This is a genomic window from Chryseobacterium sp. G0201 (genome assembly GCF_003815655.1).
Classification (GTDB): Bacteria; Bacteroidota; Bacteroidia; order Flavobacteriales; family Weeksellaceae; genus Chryseobacterium.
Map to the genome: position 1 here is coordinate 301,730 of NZ_CP033917.1, position 20,960 is coordinate 322,689.

The 20,960-nt window shown below is 33.7% G+C and carries 22 protein-coding genes; 10 read left to right on the plus strand and 12 right to left on the minus strand.

Annotation, left to right across the window (positions count from 1 at the left end; translation table 11 throughout):
* Positions 1–63 precede the first annotated feature (63 nt).
* The 10 genes from EG348_RS01280 to EG348_RS01325 all read right to left on the minus strand — a co-directional run bounded on the left by EG348_RS01280 (position 64) and on the right by EG348_RS01325 (position 7,675).
* Positions 64–363 (minus strand): hypothetical protein, encoded by a 300-nt coding sequence (locus EG348_RS01280; RefSeq protein ID WP_123979952.1) that lies wholly within the window; start codon positions 361–363, stop codon positions 64–66.
* Between the two features lie 4 nt (positions 364–367).
* A complete protein-coding gene (locus tag EG348_RS01285; protein WP_123979954.1) occupies positions 368–1,786 on the minus strand; it encodes a CCA tRNA nucleotidyltransferase in 1,419 nt (472 codons plus the stop codon).
* Between the two features lie 188 nt (positions 1,787–1,974).
* On the minus strand, positions 1,975–2,523 hold the full coding sequence (locus EG348_RS01290; protein ID WP_123979956.1) for an L-threonylcarbamoyladenylate synthase: 549 nt from the start codon (positions 2,521–2,523) through the stop codon (positions 1,975–1,977).
* A gap of 222 nt (positions 2,524–2,745) precedes the next feature.
* Entirely contained in the window at positions 2,746–3,177 is a 432-nt protein-coding gene (tnpA, locus tag EG348_RS01295; RefSeq protein ID WP_317126991.1) for an IS200/IS605 family transposase, read from the minus strand.
* Positions 3,178–3,282: 105 nt separating this feature from the next.
* Positions 3,283–3,786: a DinB family protein gene (locus EG348_RS01300; protein ID WP_123979958.1), complete on the minus strand. Its 504-nt coding sequence runs from the start codon at positions 3,784–3,786 to the stop codon at positions 3,283–3,285.
* Between the two features lie 91 nt (positions 3,787–3,877).
* A complete protein-coding gene (locus tag EG348_RS01305; protein ID WP_123979960.1) occupies positions 3,878–4,327 on the minus strand; it encodes a GNAT family N-acetyltransferase in 450 nt (149 codons plus the stop codon).
* Between the two features lie 5 nt (positions 4,328–4,332).
* On the minus strand, positions 4,333–4,812 hold the full coding sequence (locus EG348_RS01310; RefSeq protein ID WP_123979962.1) for a DUF4440 domain-containing protein: 480 nt from the start codon (positions 4,810–4,812) through the stop codon (positions 4,333–4,335).
* 171 nt (positions 4,813–4,983) lie between these two features.
* A complete protein-coding gene (locus EG348_RS01315) occupies positions 4,984–6,123 on the minus strand; it encodes a cystathionine gamma-synthase (protein WP_072408265.1) in 1,140 nt (379 codons plus the stop codon).
* Positions 6,124–6,252: 129 nt separating this feature from the next.
* Entirely contained in the window at positions 6,253–6,579 is a 327-nt protein-coding gene (gene gldC / locus EG348_RS01320) for a gliding motility protein GldC (RefSeq protein WP_123979964.1), read from the minus strand.
* 112 nt (positions 6,580–6,691) lie between these two features.
* The gene (locus tag EG348_RS01325) at positions 6,692–7,675 is read right to left on the minus strand and encodes a gliding motility protein GldB (protein WP_123979966.1); all 984 of its coding nucleotides are present in this window, start codon (positions 7,673–7,675) and stop codon (positions 6,692–6,694) included.
* A 52-nt stretch (positions 7,676–7,727) separates the two neighbouring features.
* On the opposite strand from EG348_RS01325, the gene EG348_RS01330 reads away from it, so the two are divergent.
* The 6 genes from EG348_RS01330 to EG348_RS01355 all read left to right on the plus strand — a co-directional run bounded on the left by EG348_RS01330 (position 7,728) and on the right by EG348_RS01355 (position 11,217).
* Positions 7,728–8,375, plus strand: a complete 648-nt coding sequence (locus EG348_RS01330) for a leucine-rich repeat domain-containing protein (protein ID WP_123979968.1) — start codon at positions 7,728–7,730, stop codon at positions 8,373–8,375.
* A 24-nt stretch (positions 8,376–8,399) separates the two neighbouring features.
* A complete protein-coding gene (locus EG348_RS01335) occupies positions 8,400–8,933 on the plus strand; it encodes a GNAT family N-acetyltransferase (RefSeq protein WP_123979970.1) in 534 nt (177 codons plus the stop codon).
* A 170-nt stretch (positions 8,934–9,103) separates the two neighbouring features.
* Entirely contained in the window at positions 9,104–9,898 is a 795-nt protein-coding gene (gene nadE, locus EG348_RS01340; RefSeq protein ID WP_123979972.1) for an NAD(+) synthase, read from the plus strand.
* An 82-nt stretch (positions 9,899–9,980) separates the two neighbouring features.
* Entirely contained in the window at positions 9,981–10,493 is a 513-nt protein-coding gene (locus tag EG348_RS01345; protein WP_228414814.1) for a ribonuclease domain-containing protein, read from the plus strand.
* Positions 10,494–10,539: 46 nt separating this feature from the next.
* Positions 10,540–10,848: a GIY-YIG nuclease family protein gene (locus EG348_RS01350; protein ID WP_123979974.1), complete on the plus strand. Its 309-nt coding sequence runs from the start codon at positions 10,540–10,542 to the stop codon at positions 10,846–10,848.
* A gap of 60 nt (positions 10,849–10,908) precedes the next feature.
* Entirely contained in the window at positions 10,909–11,217 is a 309-nt protein-coding gene (locus EG348_RS01355; RefSeq protein ID WP_123979976.1) for a barstar family protein, read from the plus strand.
* Positions 11,218–11,306: 89 nt separating this feature from the next.
* Here the strand turns inward: EG348_RS01355 and EG348_RS01360 are convergent, their stop codons facing one another.
* Positions 11,307–12,623 (minus strand): T9SS type A sorting domain-containing protein, encoded by a 1,317-nt coding sequence (locus tag EG348_RS01360; protein WP_123979978.1) that lies wholly within the window; start codon positions 12,621–12,623, stop codon positions 11,307–11,309.
* A 213-nt stretch (positions 12,624–12,836) separates the two neighbouring features.
* Here EG348_RS01360 and EG348_RS01365 point away from each other — a divergent pair, with 213 nt between their 5' ends.
* The 4 genes from EG348_RS01365 (at position 12,837) to EG348_RS01380 (ending at position 19,139) form a co-directional block, all read left to right on the plus strand.
* Positions 12,837–14,426, plus strand: a complete 1,590-nt coding sequence (locus tag EG348_RS01365) for a response regulator transcription factor (protein WP_228414815.1) — start codon at positions 12,837–12,839, stop codon at positions 14,424–14,426.
* On the plus strand, positions 14,423–15,553 hold the full coding sequence (locus EG348_RS01370; protein WP_123979982.1) for a tetratricopeptide repeat protein: 1,131 nt from the start codon (positions 14,423–14,425) through the stop codon (positions 15,551–15,553). The genes EG348_RS01365 and EG348_RS01370 overlap by 4 nt, the downstream gene beginning before the upstream one ends.
* A 372-nt stretch (positions 15,554–15,925) precedes the next feature.
* Positions 15,926–17,596 carry a T9SS type A sorting domain-containing protein gene (locus EG348_RS01375; protein ID WP_123979984.1) on the plus strand — a complete coding sequence of 557 codons (1,671 nt, stop codon included), beginning with the start codon at positions 15,926–15,928 and terminating at the stop codon, positions 17,594–17,596.
* 745 nt (positions 17,597–18,341) lie between these two features.
* Positions 18,342–19,139: a hypothetical protein gene (locus tag EG348_RS01380; protein ID WP_123979986.1), complete on the plus strand. Its 798-nt coding sequence runs from the start codon at positions 18,342–18,344 to the stop codon at positions 19,137–19,139.
* Positions 19,140–19,224: 85 nt separating this feature from the next.
* On the opposite strand, the gene pafA is transcribed toward EG348_RS01380, so the two are convergent.
* The gene (pafA, locus tag EG348_RS01385) at positions 19,225–20,871 is read right to left on the minus strand and encodes an alkaline phosphatase PafA (protein WP_123979988.1); all 1,647 of its coding nucleotides are present in this window, start codon (positions 20,869–20,871) and stop codon (positions 19,225–19,227) included.
* Positions 20,872–20,960: the final 89 nt, after the last annotated feature.

The following is a 20,960-nucleotide window of genomic DNA, read 5'->3' on the forward strand; positions in this document are numbered from 1 at the left end:
TTTATTTTTTTTCATCATTTGTGTTTTATATCCGGGCATCTCTTCGAAAAGGTGCCCGGATTTTTATTTTGTCTTATTTAGAATAAACTTCAAACAAGCTATTTCTAAAGTCCCAATAAACCACCATGTTGGAAACCTAAAATAAGTATAAAGAAGTGTAAAATTATCTACAATTTCAAGATCTTTAGTAGCATTTTCAATTTCAAAATTCATAGATAAAATGGGAAGTAAAAAACCGAATAATAAAAATGCAACCAGATAAATGATCCAGTTGCATTTTTTTATTATTCTATATTTCCAGACTCCGAAATTAAATATTAGCATTAAAGCTAAAACATAAAAATCAAACGTTCCTAAAAGCATATCATTACATTTTCAAACCTAATTTCTCAGCTTCTACGATCACAAATTTTGTGGCTTCTTCTTTATCATTAAGAATTTCGCCTTCCAAAATGGCTTCTTTTACTTTTTCCTTTAAAATTCCAATCTCACGTCCGGGTTTAAGATTAAACATTTCCATAATCTCCTCTCCTGAAATGGGTGGCTGGAAATTTCTAACGTGATCTTTTTCTTCAACCTCTTTTATTTTAACAGCAACGTATTCAAAATTCTTTTTAAATCGCTCTTGCTTTTTAGAGTTTTTCGTGGTTATATCAGCCTTACAAAGCGTAAAAAGATCTTCCATATTTTCGCCGGCATCGAAAAGTAATCTTCTCAACGCCGAATCTGATGCATCGTCCGTGATCAAAGCGATTGGACGAGATGAAAGTTTTACCATTTTCTGAACATACTTCATGTCCGGACCCAACGGTAATTTCAACTTTTGAAACATCGCTTTTACCATTTTTGATCCTAAAAACTCATGTCCATGGAAAGTCCAGCCCGTTCCTTCAACGAATTTTTTTGTCGGAGCTTTTCCTATATCGTGGAGCAATGCAGACCAACGCAGCCAAAGATTATTAGTGTTCAAAGAAATGTTATCTACCACTTCTAATGTGTGGTAAAAATTATCCTTGTGAGTTTGACCTTCTACCTCTTCTATTCCTTTTAGTTCAATTAATTCAGGGATAATTAATTTCATCAATCCTGTTTCTTCCATCAATCTCAATCCGATCGATGGTTTTTCAGAAAGCATGATTTTATTAAATTCAACCATAATTCTTTCCATGGAAACAATTTTAATTCGCTCCGCTTCCTGTTTTATGGCTTCTAAAGAGTTTTCTTCAATTTTGAAATTCAATGTTGATGCAAAACGTATCGCTCTCATCATCCTTAACGGATCGTCAGAATAGGTTTGAGCAGGCTCTAGTGGCGTTCTTAAAATTTCTTTCCCCAAATCATCGACACCATTGAAAGGATCGATCAATTCACCAAAATTATCTTTATTCAAAGAGATCGCCATTGCATTAATGGTAAAATCTCTTCTTTTCTGATCGTCTTCTAATGTACCACCTTCTACTTCCGGTTTACGGCTGTTTTCGGTGTAGCTTTCTTTTCTGGCGCCTACAAATTCAAGTTCTAGGTCTTTGTATCTGACCATCGCTGTTCCGTAAGTTTTGAAAACAGAAACCTTCATTTTAGGATCTATTTCTTTGCCTACACTTTCAGCAAGTTCAATACCGCTCTGTTCGGTAACAAAATCAATATCCGTTGAAGCTTTTCTCTTCATCAAAAGGTCCCGAACATATCCGCCGACAATATATACCGACTGATTATTTTTGTCCGCGACTTCAGAGATTATTTTGAAAAGCTTTAAGTTTTTATTTTGATTAAGATTAATGAACATTTTTTTAGATGCTTAAATATTTAAAGTTTAGATATTAGATGTACAGTCAGAATTCAAATTATAGCTGAATTACCGACCATTATCTAATGTAAAACCACTAAGAAATTAAGTTTATCAAGCCGCTGACTTCATATTCTTAATGCCTTAATGGTTGAATGATCTTGCAAAGATAATTAAAATCTTTTCTTTTACTCGCGAAGAACTTTTATTCTGTTATCGCTCCAGATTTTTATTACAGATGAACCTGAATATTTTGACACTTTTTCTCTGTCTTCTTCAACTGCATAATCTACCAGATCAATAATTTCTTTCGAAATATCCGAGAATTTCAACGGACTTTTATCTCCACTGAAATTCGCTGACGTTGACACTAAAGGTCTGTTTAATTTTGTAATTAATTTTTTACAGAAATCATTTTTCACCAAACGGATTCCGATGCTTCCGTCTTCTGCCAATAATTCTTTAGGTAAACCTTTTGGATTCTCGTAAACCAGGGTTACAGGTTTTTCACTTAAATCCATGATTTCCCAAGCCATCTCCGGAACGTCAACCAAATCCTGTAATCTCTTTTCAGTTTCCACCAAAATGATCATCGATTTGTTTTTTTCACGTTTCTTGATGTCAAAAATTTTGTTGATTGCCTCTATGTTTGTCGCGTCACAGCCAATTCCCCAGATTGTGTCTGTTGGGTAAAGGATGGTTCCGCCGGATTTTAATATGTTGATGATGTTTTCCATTGTTTAATCTAAAATTTTTAAGTTTTGGCTAAAGCCATACTGAAAATTTAATATTGATAAACGGGTTAAAACCCGTTCCTATTGATTTTATTCGACCGCAAATTTACAAATCTTTAGACATAAAATTATAAATTAAAATGCTCTATTCAATAGGAATGGGCTTTAGCCCATTCAACTAAAAGATAAAATCATTCGGCTTTAGCCAAAACTTAAATTACAAATTTATATTTCCATAAATTCTTGATATTCTTCTGCAAATGTTTTCTTACTGTGATGCCTCTCCTGATTTTTAATATAATTCCTCACTGAATCAATCATCGATTCTGAAACTGATACCGCAAAATATTCATCCTGCCAAGAAAACTTTTCTTTTGTCAATTGATTTTTATTAATCCAATTTGAAGATTCTCCTTTTATGAGTTGCACAACTTTTTCTATATTTTGGTTCGAACCCAAAGAGATTAAACAATGACAATGATCAAAATACCCATTAATCATATCTAAATAAATACCTTTTTCTGAAGCATTTTCTTTAATATGTTTCCATACTTTTACTCTTAACTCTGATTTATCTAAATAAGGAATTCTATTCCTTGTTGAAAAGACAAGGTGTACATACATTTTAATAAAAGGGATTTGTGTTGTTTTGTCCAAAAATAAGAATTCATTTTAAATTTTGGCTAAAGCCAATTGATTTTCTGTCATAAAAAAACGGGCTAAAGCCCGTTCCTATTAATATGTTTAAAATATTTTGCAAAATTATAATCTCGGCAAATACCTTTCCTCAATAATATTCAAATGGTGAATATTATGGCCGACAATTAATTTCCCGATAGTTTCTACAGAAATTTCATTTCCGTTGGCTGTTCCGATATTATGTAAAACTGATGAATTTAATGTTTCCAATAAAATCTGAGAAGATTTTCTGATCAGTTTATATTCTTCCAACAAAGATTCTAAAGTTCTTTCGTTAGCAAAAGAATTAGCAGCATATAATTCTTCATCAAAGCCGGGTAATTCATTTTTATCACCTCTTGCAAACGCTAAAATTCGATATTGAAAAATTCTTTCGGTGTCCGATAAATGTAACAGCAATTCCTTCAAAGTCCATTTTCCTTCATCGTAAGCAAAATGAGATTGTTCTTCTGAAAGTTTTGAATAAATAGCTATTGTTTTTTCTCCAGAAATTTTCAATTCTCCCAACCAATCTGCGGAAGGAATGTTATCTAAATATCTCTGAACGTATTTTTGAAAATCAGTCATGTTAATATGGGTAATAAAATATAGTTGATAAATGATAAGCGATAATTGATGACAATCGCGCTTTAATCATTTATAATTTATCAATGATCGTTTATAAATTGTTTGTCCATTCGTAGAAGTTAACAGAATCATACAATTCGAAACCGCAAGCCGGATATAATTGATTTCCGACATCGTTGGATTTTCCTGTTTCCAGCAAAACTCCGCACGCATCGGTGGATTTCGCCAATTGTTTAGCTTCTTCAATTAATTCTTTTGAAAAGCCTTTTCCGCGGTGATTTTCGTTGACATATAAATCATTCAACAGCCAATAAGGCTTCATTCTTGTGGAAGAAAATATTGGATATAATTGAACAAAACCAACTAAATTTCCATTTTCCTCGGCAACAAAAATTTCGGAATCTTTATTTTCGATTCTTTCTTTCAGGAAATTTTCAGCGGCAGGAATATCAGACTCTTTATGGTAAAAAACTCTGTATTGATCAAACAATTCAGCCAATTGAGTCAAATCCTGAATGGTAGATTTTCTTGTATTTTTCATCTTAACTATAAATGATGGTCGAAACTTAAAACTCTTTTCATTTTCCAGTCTTTACCTTCCAAAATCCATAAAATGGTGAATTTTGCACGGCTTCCTTTATTCCATTTTCCTTGATAGAGTTCGGCAAAATCATGTTCGCCTTCTTCAATAAAGGCATACAAAACATTATCCTTATACAAAGGGTAAACCTTCATGCTATTGGGAACCAATTCACGTCTTACTTTATTTGGTCCACCACAAATGTTATTTTTTATTGAGGCAGTGAAGGCTTTTTCGCCAGAAGTAATTCCGCCTTTATCGTGGTAAAATTCTAAATCATCACTCACGATAGAAGGATAATGAGAAAGATCACATTTGTTAAATCCGATATCGAATATCAAACTGTCTAATTTCTTCGCCGTTTTGTATAATTCATCGGTATTTTTCACCTGAGAATATGCAACTTGACTTAAAATGAACAGCACTAAAATCTGAATCTTTCTCATTATTTTTTATTTTTAATTAATTTTATTTTTCACACTTTGTGATTATCTTCCAAATGTTTAAATAATCGACTGCAACCCTAGCCCCGATTGAAACGACATCCTTTTGTGTAGCGCAGCGTAACAAAAGATATAGTGGAAAGCGGGAAACAGCTTCTTAAGAAAAAAATTAAATTAAGAAAAGGCTTTTTCTAAATCTGCAATAAGATCTTCTGCATCTTCAATTCCAACGCTTAAACGAACTAGATCATCGGTAATCCCAAGTTCAGCGCGTTTTTCAGCAGGAATAGAAGCGTGAGTCATCAACGCAGGGTGATTCGCCAAAGATTCTACTCCACCAAGAGATTCCGCCAACGTGAAAACTCTTACTTTCTCTAAAAACTTAACAGCATCTTCTTTTTTACCTGACTTGAAAGTGAAAGAAACCATTCCTCCGAAATCTTTCATTTGAGCTTTTGCCAATTCATATTGTGGATGAGATTCTAATCCCGGATAAATTACTTTATCTACTGCAGGGTGAGATTCAAGATATTTCGCCACTGCCATTCCGTTTTCTGAATGTCTTTGAACTCTTAATGCCAATGTTTTAATTCCTCTCAACACCAAATAAGAATCGTGTGGTCCTAAAATTCCACCGCTTGCAAATTGGATGAAGTGAAGTTGATCTCCTAACTCAGCATCTTTTGCAACCAACGCTCCGGCAATAACGTCAGAGTGACCTCCTAAATATTTTGTAGCAGAATGCATTACGATATCAGCTCCCAAATCAATTGGTCTCTGTAAATAAGGTGTCGCGAAAGTATTATCAACAGCAACCAGAATGTTTTTTCCTTTTGCAATTTCTACAACAGCTTTGATATCAACCAATTTCATCAATGGATTGGTTGGTGTTTCAATCCAAATCAGTTTTGTTTTATCTGTAATAACATCGGCGATTTTTGAAGCATCATCAAAATTAACGAAGGTAAATTTCAACTGATATTTTTCAAAAAGTCTCGTGAACATTCTGTAGGTTCCACCATACAAATCATCTACTGCAACAACCTCATCACCCGGGTTTAATAATTTTAAAACACAGTCGATTGCCGCTAAACCAGAACCAAAAGCAAGACCTCTTGCTCCGTTCTCGATGCTTGCCAAAGAGTCTTCCAACGCCTGTCTTGTAGGGTTTGCCGCTCTTGAATATTCATAACCTGAATGTACTCCAGGGCTTTTTTGTGCGAATGTAGATGTTAAAAATACAGGAACATTCACAGAACCTGTTGCAGATTCGTGATGTTGTCCTCCGTGAATAACTTTTGTATTAAAATTCATAATATTTTGCTTTTAGCTTATTGCTTTTGGCCTTTAGCTTTACAACTAACCTGCCAAAACTTTATTATTATCTGCTTTGTACTTTTAGCAAAAAAGCCAATTGCCAGTTGCTAAAAGCCAGAAGCATTCTTACATTTTTATAGCAGATTTTACCGCAAATTGTTCTGCAATCTGCTCGATCCATTGTGCTACATCTTCCTCTCCTGTTGCTCTTTGGTAAGTACTTCCAAGAGAAAGTAAAATTTGGTGCATAAACATTTTCATTTGATCAACAGGCATTTCTTTTGTCCAAAGATCAATTCTTAACGCTTCCATCTTTTTATCATCCCAAACGGAAATCATCGTTGCTTTAGTTTCTTCTTTTTCAATTCCTCCATCCTGCGCATTCCAAGTAATAAGTTCAGGAATGTGGTTTTCATCTAATTCAACGTCTATCGTAATTTGAGTCTTTCTCATAACTTTCTATATATTTCTAATAATTTTATTTTTTTGCTGGTAAATAACTTTCCCGCCAACTTCTAACTTCTAACTTCTAACTTCTAACTTCTAACTTCTAACTCCCCGCCTCTTACTTCAATTTCGGTTTATATCCTGATTGATTAAAAATCGTTGTAGCATCCATTTTCAGGAAATCTACCAACTTGGTATCAGGTTTTTCTTTAAAATAGGTTCTGCAAACCTGCCATCCTGCGAAAATTCCGACTTGTGGTGAAGATTCATTGTCTATTTCTGTGTAAAATTTAGAGAATGGTCCGGGAGCAATAAAACGCTCTACCAACCTATGATCATCTCCAAAAATCAGATTATTTTCAACAAAATAGTTCCAGATGTTGGCTTCATTTGCAACCGTCCAGTCATATTGTTTTTGCGTGTAGTTCATTTTCAGATAATCCGGGAAATTCGGTAAAAATGCATCCTGAACAATCATTATTTTTCCGTTAAGAATAATCTGATCAATAAATTTTTGGTGATCAGGCGATTCTTTAACCACATTTTCAGCAAATATCTGTGAAACTTTCGGTACAATATTCTGAGGGTTCATTGATTTCTGGAAATACAGTTCTAACCCTTTGTAGTTTGGATTTCCATCTCCCATAAAACCTGTAACATCTATGAACAGAAGATTCCCTTTCTCATCATAAAATATCGGATCCTGAATCATCTGTAAAGCCGATGAAAACAAAAATACTTTTGGGCTCTTGAATTGAGGAAAGTAATATTTAATATGAGAAAACAGATCCTGAAGTTCTTTTTGAAGCTTATTCTGGTCTATTTTACCGATCGCTTCTTTATACAATTTTACTTCTCCGGCATCGGTTCTTCTTTTTCCGAAGTCGGCATCAGAAACCGTCCCCTGAAACCAAGGAAATTGAGTTTTAAACTGATCTAAACTTACATTCGGATCATAAAATTGTTTCGAAATATCCGTAATTTCAACTTTTTCGGCAGGGTTTTTGACTTCCACATTCCATTGGTTCTGAGTATCTTTCTTACAAGAATTCAGACTCAAAACTAAGAGTGAAGAAAGCGCAATAGTTCTAAAAATCTTCATTATTTTTACATGGAATTTAAGTTTACAAAAATACGGATTTAAACACAACCAAATGATGAAAAATAAAATATTTATAACAGCAGTTTTAAGCTTAACATCAACCGTTTTATTTAGTCAAAACCTCACTTTTAAGGATAAAAACCTTGAAAAAGCAGTCGTAGAAAATTTTGACATTAATAAAGACAAGGGTATCAGTAAATTTGAAGCTGAAGCAATCACCAACTTATTTTTAGTGAATAAAGGCATCACTTCAACCGATGATCTTGTCTATTTCAAAAATGCAACGATGGTTGTTTTGGATGACAATTCGATTGCAAATGGGGCAATAAAGAACCTCAGCAAATTAGAATTATTTTCTTGCACAGGCTGTAAAATCTCTAAATTTGAGGCTGATAATGTGCAAAACTTAACTTCATTATATCTTGACAATAATTCTATTGAAAATATTATGTTCAGAGTAGCACCAAGAATTAATCAGCTAACATTATCTTTAAATAAATTAAAAACGATAGACTTAAGTTCATTGAAAAATTTAAGAAAATTAAACCTTGAACATAATCAGCTTCAAAAATTGGATATTTCTTTAAATAAAGACATGCAAACCGTAAATTTAGGAGGAAATAAAATGAAAGAAACAGATGTAAAAAAAGGTTTGAAAACCGATGTTACTATTTTCTTGGATGAACAAAAAGAACAATAAACCAAATTTTAATTCAAAAAAACCATGCAACTCGAAACCGACAGATTGATATTAAGAAAACTCGAAGAAAACGATTATGAACGTTTATTTCTTTTGGATTCTGATCCTGAAGTTATGAAATATATTGGTGTTCCGGTTTTGAAAGATGTAAATCAATCGAAAGATGTTATCAGAACTATTCAAAAACAATACGAAGACAATGGTATTGGTAGATTCGCTGTGATTGAAAAAGAAAGTAATTTACTAATTGGCTGGAGCGGATTAAAATTTTTAACCCAAGAAATCAACGGTTACAACAATGTTTATGAGCTAGGTTATCGTTTCATGCCGGAATATTGGGGGAAAGGTTATGCTCTAGAATCAGCAAAGGCTTCTTTGGATTATGGTTTTAATGATTTAAATATTGATATAATCTACGCAATGGCTCACTCTGAAAATGATGCTTCTAATCATATTTTACAAAAACTAGGTTTCGAAAGAATGAACGAATTTATGGAACCTGACGGAGTTTGTTTCTGGTATGAATTACAATGTGAAAAATACAGTTCAAAATCATGATTTTAAGACAAAAATCCTAAGTTTAGATGCAAAAAAACCACTAATTTTGGAATTTCATTTTCACTCGAAGTTTCGGAAGGAAATGACATTCATAAAATCGGTTTGAAAAACATAAGTAACAAAGTAAAATATTCTAAGAAATTCAGAATAGACTAAAAAAAATATAAACAATGCAGACACAAAAAGTAACAGATCATATTGTAAACTGGTTAAAAGATTATGCTACAAAAGCAAAGGTAAACGGATATGTTTTAGGAGTTTCAGGAGGAGTAGATTCAGGAGTAGTATCTACTTTGGCAGCGATGACGGGGCTAAAAACTTTGTTAATTGAAATGCCGATCCGCCAAAAAGAAGATCAGGTAAACCGCGCTTGGGAACATATGAATGATTTGAAATCAAGATTCCCAAACGTAGAAACAATGTCTGTTAATTTAACTCCTGCTTTTGAAGAATTATATAAAAGTTTTGATGTTCATGATGATCTTTACCCCAACGAAAAATTGGCTTTCGCCAACACTCGATCTCGTTTGAGAATGCTTACTTTGTATTATTATGGTCAATTGAATGGACTTTTAGTGTGTGGAACAGGAAATAAAGTAGAGGATTTCGGAATTGGGTTTTATACAAAATATGGTGATGGCGGTGTTGATGTCTCTCCGATTGCCGATCTTTATAAAACTGAAGTTTATAAATTAGCAAAATCTTTAAATTTAGTTAAAAATATTCAGGAAGCAATTCCTACGGATGGACTTTGGGATGTTGACAGAACCGATGAACAGCAAATTGGAGCAACTTACCCTGAATTAGAAAAAATTCAAAAAGAATACGGAACAAAAACAGCCGATGATTATGAAGGCCGTGACAAAGAAGTATTTTTAATTTTCGACAGAATGCATAAAGCTGCAAAACATAAAATGGATCCTATCCCGGTTTGCGATATTCCTGAGGAATGGAGAGAAGGATAAAAAGTGAATAGTGAATGGTCAATTGTGAATTTTAAAATTGGCTATTCACTTACAAAGTAAAATTGACAATTGACATTAAAACATGAATAGTAAAACAAGGTCATTATTTTTCATCTGTCTCGGACTTCTTTTTGGAATGTCTGCGATGTATATTTACAATAATTTTATTGCTGATAAAAAAGGCAGTTCAAATGTTATAAAAACAGAAACCGTTAATTATGGTAGTGCTGAAAATCAAAATTCAGCGGGTAATTCTTCGAGTCAACAATCTATTGATCAATTAACCAAAGATAAAACGGTTATTGATTATGTAAAACAAAACCACAAACTTCCTGATTATTACATTACAAAAAACGAAGCCAGAAAACAGGGCTGGGATCCGTCAAGAGGAAACCTTTGCGATGTTTTGCCCGGAAAAGCAATTGGCGGAGATAAATTCAATAACAGAGAAGGAAGTCTTCCAAAAGATGAAAAATATTTTGAAGCTGATGTAAATTACAACTGCGGAAATCGAAATGCAGACCGAATTATTTTCACCAAAAACGGTGATGTTTATCTTACCAAAAACCATTATAAGAGTTTTGAAAAGCAGTAACCCGTCATTGCGAGGAGCGAAAGCGACGAAGCAATCTCAATAATAAATGAAAGCAGGTTTTATTTACATAATGACTAATCAAAAGAATACTACTCTTTATACAGGAGTAACATCAAATTTACCTAGTCGGATCCAAGAACATAAAGAAAAATTCCATGAACTAAGTTTTACCGCAAAGTACAATTTGCAAAAATTAGTTTATTGGGAGTCTTTTCAAGAAATCGGAGATGCAATTTTTAGAGAAAAACAAATTAAGGCAGGTTCAAGACAAAAGAAACTAGATTTAATAAATTCTATAAATCCTGAATGGAGAGATTTAACAGATGATATCAAAGAGATCATGAATCGTTTTTGAGATTGCTTCGTCGCTTCGCTTCTCGCAATGACAAATAAATTAAAGAAATAATAAAAAGATATGAAGACAATATATATAGACTTCACCGACATTGGTGATTATGAAGATTTTTATACACAATTAAAAGAAAAAATTACTCTTCCAGAGCATTTTGGGGATAACTTGGATGCCCTTTCTGATGTTATTACGGGTGAGTTGGAAATGCCTCTTCACATCGAATTTGTAAACCTTACGGTAGATCAGCTTGAAATTTTTGAAGATCTACTTACAACTCTTGAGGATGCTGAAGATGAAGTGGAAGATTTCAGTTTTTCATATTATCTTGAGCAGTATGAGGATGAGGAAGGCGAAATTGAAGATGAAGAGTAATTAAGATTGAATGTCTTTAAATAAAACAAAACTCGCAGGGATGAGCTGCGAGTTTTTTGGTCAAGTCTTTTTAAGTGTCTAATTTTACTTTACTGCTTGATGAATTTATAACTCTGCGAAACTTCCCCTTTCACATGAATTTGTAATATATAATTCCCTTTGGATAAGGATGCTACGTCAACCTTATCTTGTACGGAATTAAATGATATTACTTTTTGACCGACCATATTGTATACTTCTGCTTTTTCAATTTTATCAACTCCTTTTATGTAAAGAATGTCTTTTACCGGATTAGGATAAATTGATGCATTTGTTTTATTTTTTACTGTTTCATCCGTTGCAAGAATCTCGTTCGGAAGCTGAAGATAGAAAGCAACCGTCTGATTGGAAGCATTCATTCCGATACCTGCAATCTTTTTTCCGTCCTGAGATATCGCCAGCGGAAGAGACATGGTTACCCCTATTGTATTGACCCCAACTGCCGTTGCATAATCATTTAAATTAACACGTCCTCCTGCCTGGGTCCATATAAAGCCTTCTCCAGTCATGGGCGGCCCGGGGAAAGGCCTGAAAAAGCCAATCACTGTTTGTCCGTTAGCTGATATACCGGTCGCACCACCTCTGAAGAAGACCGAGGAATTAGGATGTGTTATGTATGTAAGTCCGGAAACACTGTTCCAAACATAAGGTTCAGGATAACCTGTTCCAATAATCGTATTTCCATCTGCTGAAACATCGCCAGCTTCGCCTACATTATCACCATTATTATCTTTAATAAAACTTTCTACGCCATTTACCCATTTTGCACCGCTTCTTGTTCCGTCAACTTCATCTTGCCAGCCAACAATCACAGTTCCATCAGTATTTACGGCATTTGCTCTTGAGCTACTTCCGGGGATCATGCTTCCGAGATCTACTACCCCATTCTGAGCATTCCATTTTACAGCATGTGCGCTTGCTGCGGAAATCCAGCCCAAACCGACAATCGTATTACCGTTTGGTGTCATTCCCCAAGTTGAGCTTACGCTTCCGTCCCATCCGGTAGGAACAAGTCCGCCCAGATTCGTCCAGGTAGAAGTTGTTACATTATAGGTTGAGATCTCATTAAAACCTGTAACAGTATTTGTAGCTGAAGAACCAATCTTTGTTCCGTCATTAGAAATAAGCGTTCTTCCTGCGGCGGGATAGCCATTGCTTAATGTTCCGATCTGAACCATTCCATTCACAGCATCCCATTTATAAATACCACCACCACTCGTGTGCATGCTTACGATTCCGTTATCAGAAATACCGCCAACAGTAAAATTACCTGTTGCCATCACTGTAAGCTGTGCATTGGTAACTGAAAAGCCAAATAAACAACAAGCATACAATGCTTTGATTGAAATTTTGTAAATATTTTTCATATTTCTTTGGTTTTAATATTTTGAATTGGTGGAAACAATATTAATATTATATTTACCCATTGAAAAGAAAATGACTTACATAATTCGTGAAATTTAAAAGAACTAAATATTTAAATCCCTAAAAAACAAACCTATATAAAAAAAATTATTTTGAGGACAGATTGTAAGAAGATTGAAAAAAAAACTATAAAAAACAAATCATTGATCAAAAAAATGCTGAAAAGTAATATCAAAATACTCATCATACTACTCTATTCAGTCTTTATCAACGGACAATCTGGTCCCGATTTCAATATTTTAGTAGATAAAGCTTTTCAAAAATTATATCAAAACCCTGACGACTGTATCAACTATTCGCAAAGTCTTCTCATCAGCGATCAGAACATTGAACATAAAATTGTTTTGCAAAACATTATATCCCAAGCTTTTGCAATGAAAGGAGATTACGTTCAGTCTGTGAACATCTCAAATCAAAAGGAAAACAGAGAAAAAGAAAGTCTTTCCTATTTTATGCAGATGTTTGCGGATTACAATCTTGCTGACCAATATCAGAATTTAGATCTCTATAATCAGTCTCAAAGAATCATCTCTAATCTATTGTCTGACAGTAAATTATTTAATAAAAGTGAAAATCCTAAAGTAAGAATTACGATTGCTAAATTGTATCAGCTTCAGGCTATTAATTTTGGGATCAACAGAAATTATGTTTCAGCATTAGAAAAACTCGATAAAAGTGACGAATTTATCAATGATAAAAACGAAGAAAACAAAATCATAGGTCTTGAAAACAAGATCTTCAGATCTTCTTATTTAATGAGGCAAAACAAGCTTGAGGATTCTAAAAAACTGCTTGAAAACACCATATACATCATTGAAAAACAAAATAATAACACTTTTCTCTATGCGTTAGCCTGTGAAAATATGTCACGTTATTTCTTCCTAAAAGAAGACTATATTTCGTCTATAAAAAACTTAGAAAAAGGGCTTTCAAAGATTGAAAATATACCTTATAACGGTTTAAAAATAAAAATCTACGAATCTTTAGCCAAAAACTATCTCGCTCTTAATAATGACGAAAAATATCATTATTACAACAAACTTTATACGGATCTTAGAACAAAATTAGATTCCAATACAAAAGAAGGAATACGATATATTGTAAAACTGGTTGAAAATAATCAAAATCAAAACCTTGAATTTCAGGAACAAAATGAATCTAAAAAGTTTTGGATCATAGCAACAGTTCTTTTATTATTAGTTATTGGGTTAATCATTTATTTTTTAATTGAAATAAGAAGAAATAAAGACTTAAAAAAACAACTCGATTTCTTTGAAAAACAAAAAAAATGGGAACAGATACCTCATTTAACCGTTCCGAAAACAGAAGAAATGATAATTATTGCTGATAAAAGCATTGAAAAAGATTCTAATAAAATTTCGAAGGAAAAAGAGGAAGAAATTCTACAAAAACTTGAAGAATGGGAACATACCGACCGATATTTAAACAAAAACATGTCGCTTTCCATGCTTTCTGCACAAATGGGAGTCAACACAAAATATCTTTCTGAGGTTATCAATAACACTAAAGGAAAAAACTTTAACGGATACATTAATGAACTAAGAATCAACCACATTGCTCATTTATTAAAAACAGATTCTACGTATCTTAATTATAAAGTAAGTTATCTCGCAGAATTCTCGGGATTTTCTTCTCACAGCGCGTTTACTACCGTTTTTAAATCTGTAACGGGGATGTCTCCCAATGTTTATATTCAGGAAATCAGTAAAAACAGAGTATCATGAAATTAGTTTTAAAAATAATTACATTCATATTTTTAGTCTGTCAGATCTCAATGTATGGACAAAAGATTTCCGATGATTCTCTGATGAAAAAAGCACGTCTGGAAATTTATGACAACCCTGAAAAAACGATAAATATTACAAAAGCTCTCCTGAAAAAGGAAAAAGACATTAATAAATCCATAACTCTTTATCTACTTCTGTCGACAGCAAATATTGCAAAAAGAAACTTTGACGCATCACTTCAATATATCTTAAAAGCGAAAGAACTCGCTCAAAAAACCAATGATCTGAAAACCCAAGCCAGCGTTTTGGTTTCTGTGGGAATACAATATCAGCAAATGGAACTCTTCAGCAAAAGTCTTGAGACGTTAAACGAAGCAGATAATCTTCTCCAAAAATTACCTGATGATGTTCCCGAAAAGCTTGTTGAAACAGCTAGAAGCTACGCTATTCGCGGGATGATTTATAAAAGCCAGTCGAATTCTGAAATTGCACTCGAAAAGTTCCTGATCTCTATTAAAAATTTTGAAAAAGTAAAAGTTAAAACAAGCACTTTTGCCAACATGAGTGTCGTGTATTACAACATTGGGTATTGCTATATCAACCTCAACCAGATAGAAAATGCTAAGTCTGCGTTTATGGAATCAATTAATTATGCGCAAAAAGGAAAAGCTAAAAGCTTAGAAGCATTTGCATTGAAAGGTCTGGCAGAAATCTATAAACAAAAACGCAAAAACGCAACCGCATTAAACCTTTTAATAAAAGCTGAAAATCTCTGCAAAAATACAGGCGACCTCATTCTTAATGAAGGAATTTACAAGGAAATGTCTGAAAATTATCTCGCCATGGGAAAGCCAGAACTCTACCAAAATTATAATAAAAAGTATTTTGAAATGCGCTTTAAAAGGGAGCAAAATGAGCTTACTTCCATCAACCATTCCATCAACAATCACAATAAAGAAACTCAGATAAAAAGTGAAGAACTTAAGAGCAATTACAGATATTTAACGGTTTTTATACTATGTTTCGGGACATTATTTATTGGTTTCTTGTTATTTTTTATTTTAAAATTCAGGAAGCAAAACAAAAAAATCCAGTCGGAAATTCAAAAACTGATCAGATCATGAATTGTTCATTTTAAAAAGATAAAACTCACACGTAAAAATGTCATTAAATATTTTTTTGATTTTTAAATTATATGTAAAATAAAATATTTACTTTTATACAATAATCAACATATAACACAAAACAACCAAATGATGACAACAATAACATTTTACTATTAAATAAATCCATTTAATTTTAGTGATTAAATCTGATCACTTTTCGACATTAACTTAAAGATGACTGAAAAAGATTCTCTGTGAGGTTTGCTGTAAAATAATCTCATCAATTATCTCTTTTCATCCCTGAAAGTAAGAAAGATACAGAACAGTTCCTGATTCTGACAACTTTGTTGACCTTAATTTCCAGAAACAAAAACACTTAAACCCCTAAAAATGATGAAAAATCTAAACACAGTTTTATCAGGCAAATTGATTTTTATATTTATTTGTCTGTGTTCGATGAGTAATGCATTACATTCTCAGTATACAAATACCTATAACGGAGTCAATTACAACTCCACAAGACCTTATAATCTTAATGTCGTTTATTTTGTTCCAAACGATATCGCTTTGGATACGAGTTATAAAGCTAGATTGAGCGCAATCATGCTTTGGGGGCAAAATTTTGTAAAGCAAAATATGATCAGCAATGGATATGGAGCTAAAACGTTCGGACTTTTTACCGAAAATAGTAATCCTAACAGTATTAAAATAATACTTATTCACGGGTCACAGCCAAGTTCGGCCTATCCATATAACAATTACGGACAACTGAATACTGAAGTCAACAACTATTTCGCGAACAATCCGTCGCAAAAAACCAGTGAACATATACTCATTATTACAGCTACCGCCAGTTTAGCAACTGCAAATGTTCCGTTTTACGGGATAGGCAGAACATGTTTTGCACTTGATTATCCGGACTTTAATATTCAAAATTTAGGCACTAATCCTTTTACAACATGGTTTGGAGGTCTTGTACATGAATTGGGACATGGTCTTAATCTCCCACACAGCCATGAAACCAATACAGAAAATGGCGATCCAAACAAAGGCATGAATCTAATGTTTGCGGGTAACAGCACACTCGGCGCATCACCTACTTTTATAAACAGAGCTGGGGCTGCAATACTTAATAATTCCCAGACATTCGCAGATACATCAGGTGTTCGTTACGATGGTCATTCTGCAAGTTTCAGCAGTATTCATACGGCATATAACAACGGAATTCTTACTGTTTCAGGGACTTTTCAATCTAACAAAACAGTAAAAGACATCAATATTTATCAGGATCCATACGAAACACCCAGCGCAGGCTATTACAGAACTGCCTGGTCTGCAGCACCTGTTGGAAATACCTATTCTATAAGTATGCCTGTAAGCGAACTTTCCACGACCACTAACGAAGCCTATAATTTGCAAATAGAACTGGTACTTGAAAACGGAGAAATCGAATTTGTTTATTTTCCTTTCTCTTATACAAATGGAGTTCCTGATATCAATGTTAATTTTGACGGTGTTTCCGCATGTGTAGGAAATTCGTTACAGTTTACGACTAATCTTTCCGGAACAGCGTACAGATGGCAATATCTATCAGGCGGAGGATGGTATAATTATCCGGAAGGTGCTACAGCTGCCGCTACATATACAAACACGCAAACATCAACAATGGTAATATCCAATATTTCTTCTGCCTATATACCAACTCCAAACACAGTTCGAGTTGCCGTTACACAAGCAGACGGATCTATGAAATATGGCGGCGTACAAACCTGGAAAGCAATAGACTGCAGTACTTTAGCAACTTCGGAAACAAAAGAAAATAAAGATCAGAATGTTTATCCAAATCCTGTAAAGGATGAACTGAATGTTAATTTAGGATCTTCGGGGAAACAGTTCCAGATTGAAATCTATAGTACTGATGGAAAAATAATCTATCAAACCATCAGCAAGGAAAAAACATTAAAAATTCCATTCTCTGATAAACCGACTGCAAATTATGTAGTTGTTATTAAAAATACAGCAAATAATAGCACAAAGTCATTTAAAATAGTCAAGAAATAACTAGATTAATTAAAATTTTACCTCAACCCTACATTCTGAATGTGGGGTTTTTATATTTTCAACAATAATGCAGGCAAAATCGGATTTCTCTAGGCATCTATGTGTTATTAATAATTTTTCGAACAAGAAGTTAATTTATTAATTTTATCATCTGTGAAAACATATTGTTTTCCTATGAAGCAGAACTGCAATCCTATCTTTGAAAAAGAAACAACCCAAAATACTATTTACAAATAAAATCCGGCACCGTAAAACTAACCAGCTTTCTAGAAAACGGCAAAGAATTTATTCCTAAAAATTCCTTTTGAAGTCCATTGTATTGCAGAAATATACGTATTTCATATTAAAAACTATTTTGGATCTACTGATTCTTTCGTCTTTCCTTACACAAAACAGCAGTTGGCTTCCTTAAACCGTCTGCGAATAGAAACTGCCATCCGAACCATCAAAAAAATGGAAAGGAATATGATGGTAAAAATTGACAACGCAAAAATCTATTATTAAATCTTTTTACATTTTATCTGCATATTTTTATGTCTGCATCCGGAAATTAAAGTATGAAATACTAAATGCTATTTTTATAAAAATATAAACCTGCAAAAAAGTAATAAATCCATCATAGCAGTAGTATAAGAAGGATTTTTAACACTTATTTTAACAAACTGGTATATAAATAGGATACAATTTTTTTCGAAGAAACTACTTTTTTGCCATACCTTTGTACCTTAATACAAAAAGAAAAAAAATGAAAAAAAAATCTTTATTACTAAGTATGCTTTTTGGAGCATTTATTTTATCGCATGCACAGGTAGGAATCAACACGACTACTCCTAACCTGAATTCTGTATTAGATGTAAACAGTAGTACAAAAGGGCTTCTACTTCCAAGAGTTGCACTAACAGCAACCAACAATCCCTCTCCCCTTACGGCACATGTTGCAGGGATGGAAGTATACAATACAACAGCCAATACATCCTCTGCAGGAAACGAGGTCTATCCCGGAGAATACTATAATGATGGCACAAGATGGTATCGGAAAATATCTCCGAGCGAAACAAAGTTTATTACTGGCGGAAGTATATCCGATGCGGTTCCTACTACAGTTGTAGATGTACCGGCTTCTAATGGTTCGCCTTCTATTAATACTACATTATCAACTGTTTCTTTTACTCTTGATAAGCCTTCTATTGTTGATTTTAGTGCGAGTGTGAGTACTGTTTACACTGCTTCAGGCAGCAACACTACAACACTTTCAGATGGAAGTGTGAAACTGTGTAATATATTTTTTATATTCACTAGTGCACCTGGCGGAGTAAGCACTAGCAGATTTGGTACAGACAGTCTTTCATATACTAATAGTACATCAACCACATTAGTATCGGCTGGAGCTATAAATGCCGCTCCAAATGCTTCACTGAAATTACCCGCAGGAAACTACGTTGTAGAATTACGTGGCATTGCATTTTCCGGAGCTGCATTTAGAATAACTTATGGTATAAACAGTACCGATTTATTTACCATAAAAGCAACCCCAATCCAATAAGTGTTATAAATATCATAATTTCAGAGAAATTTTCACAAAAAAACTCGCAATAATTGCGAGTTTTTTGTTTTTATATTGATCAAAATTACTTTCCAATAGCTTCCGTAATCGGATTTCCGACATTTCCGCTTGGGAACTGAATCTTTAATAATGAAGAAACTGTAGGCGCAATATCCGTCATAAAATATGGCTTGTTACTTTCTCCATGCTGAATTCCCCAGCCCATAAAAATTAATGGAATGTGCGCATCATAAGAGTTCCAAACACTGTGCGTAGTCCCTGTTTTTGAATATGGAGGAAGCATAGAATCATGAGAAATCAATTGAATATCACCGCTTCGCTGTCTGTTGATCCCGTTGATGATCCTTTGTTTAATGGGCTCAGGAATAGATGACTGTGCCACTTTTGTAACAGAAACTGCATATAAAACCGTTGGATCTTTTTCTAATTCTTTAACGGTAAAATCAACCACATCATCCAGCTCGATCTTGTTATCTTTCAGTAACTTTCTGTCAAAGTAAACCTGATAATTATCAACAGCATTGATTAATTTATCAACACCGAATTTTGCTTTCAGTTTATCATTAATATCTTTTTCCATTCCTTCACCAAAGAAACCTGTTGTGATCTTATGTTCTTTCAAAAACCCTACAGAATGCGCTCCACCATGATCAGCAGAAAGGAAAACGGTGTACTCACCTTTTCCAACTTTAGAATCCAAATAGCTGAAAAACTGAGCCAGATCCTGATCTAATCTTAAATAAACATCTTCAACCTCAATAGAATTGGGTCCGAATTTATGACCTGCATAATCTGTTGAAGCCAAATTGATCGCTAAAAAGTCCGTGACCGCATCACTTCCTAATTTTTCACCTTCAACAGAAGCTTCAGCCAATTTCAATGTCAATGTATTTCCAAAAGGCGTGTATCGTATGTTATCTTTCCTTTCCTGATAGTCTTTTGCTAAGTTACTGTAAGGGAAAGTTGGTGTTTTTGCACTTCCCAAAAGTCCTTCCCAAGAAGAATTATCGGGTGAACTTTCTGTGTATTGATTGATCGGAAGTAAAGTATTCCAGCCATTTGCAACTAATTTTCCCGGTAAATCCTGAGCATTGAAATCTTTCATCCATTTCGGCAGATCATTCATATACCAAGTGCTGGTAATGAAATCTCCCGTAGAATCATCAAACCAAAAAGCACCGTTCGGAGTGTGTCCGGCAGGAAGAATTGAGGCACGGTCTTTTAAAGAAACCCCGATCACTTTTCCCTGGAAATTGGTTGCTAATCTTAATTCGTCCGTCACTGTTGTAGACCAAAGATTTTTCGGAGAATGACTTCCTACTTTAACATTGGTTGTTCCGACAGGCTGAACGTTTTCATCCGTTGTACAATATACATTTTTACCTGTTTCTTTATCATTCCAGTCATTTCCTGCAATCCCATGAATCGCCGGAACAGAGCCTGTATAAATAGAAGTATGTCCCAAAGCCGTAACCGTAGGAACATAAGGAATATGAACATTATTTAAAGAATATCCTGTCCCTAATAATCTTTTGAAACCATCGTTTCCATATTTATTGTAAAAACGATACAAATAATCCCAACGCATTTGATCTACCACCAGACCAACAACTAATTTCGGTCTTTCTAATTGAGAATTTTTATTCTTCTGAGCATTGATTGTAACCACGGACAGAAAAGTAGCTGCCGCAATTGAAATTTTCCTAAGCATCTAGTAAATTTTTATTGAGAGCAAATTTACGCGTTTTGAAAGTTTTGGAATGTGAAATTTTATTTAAATTTCATCGTTATACATTTAAT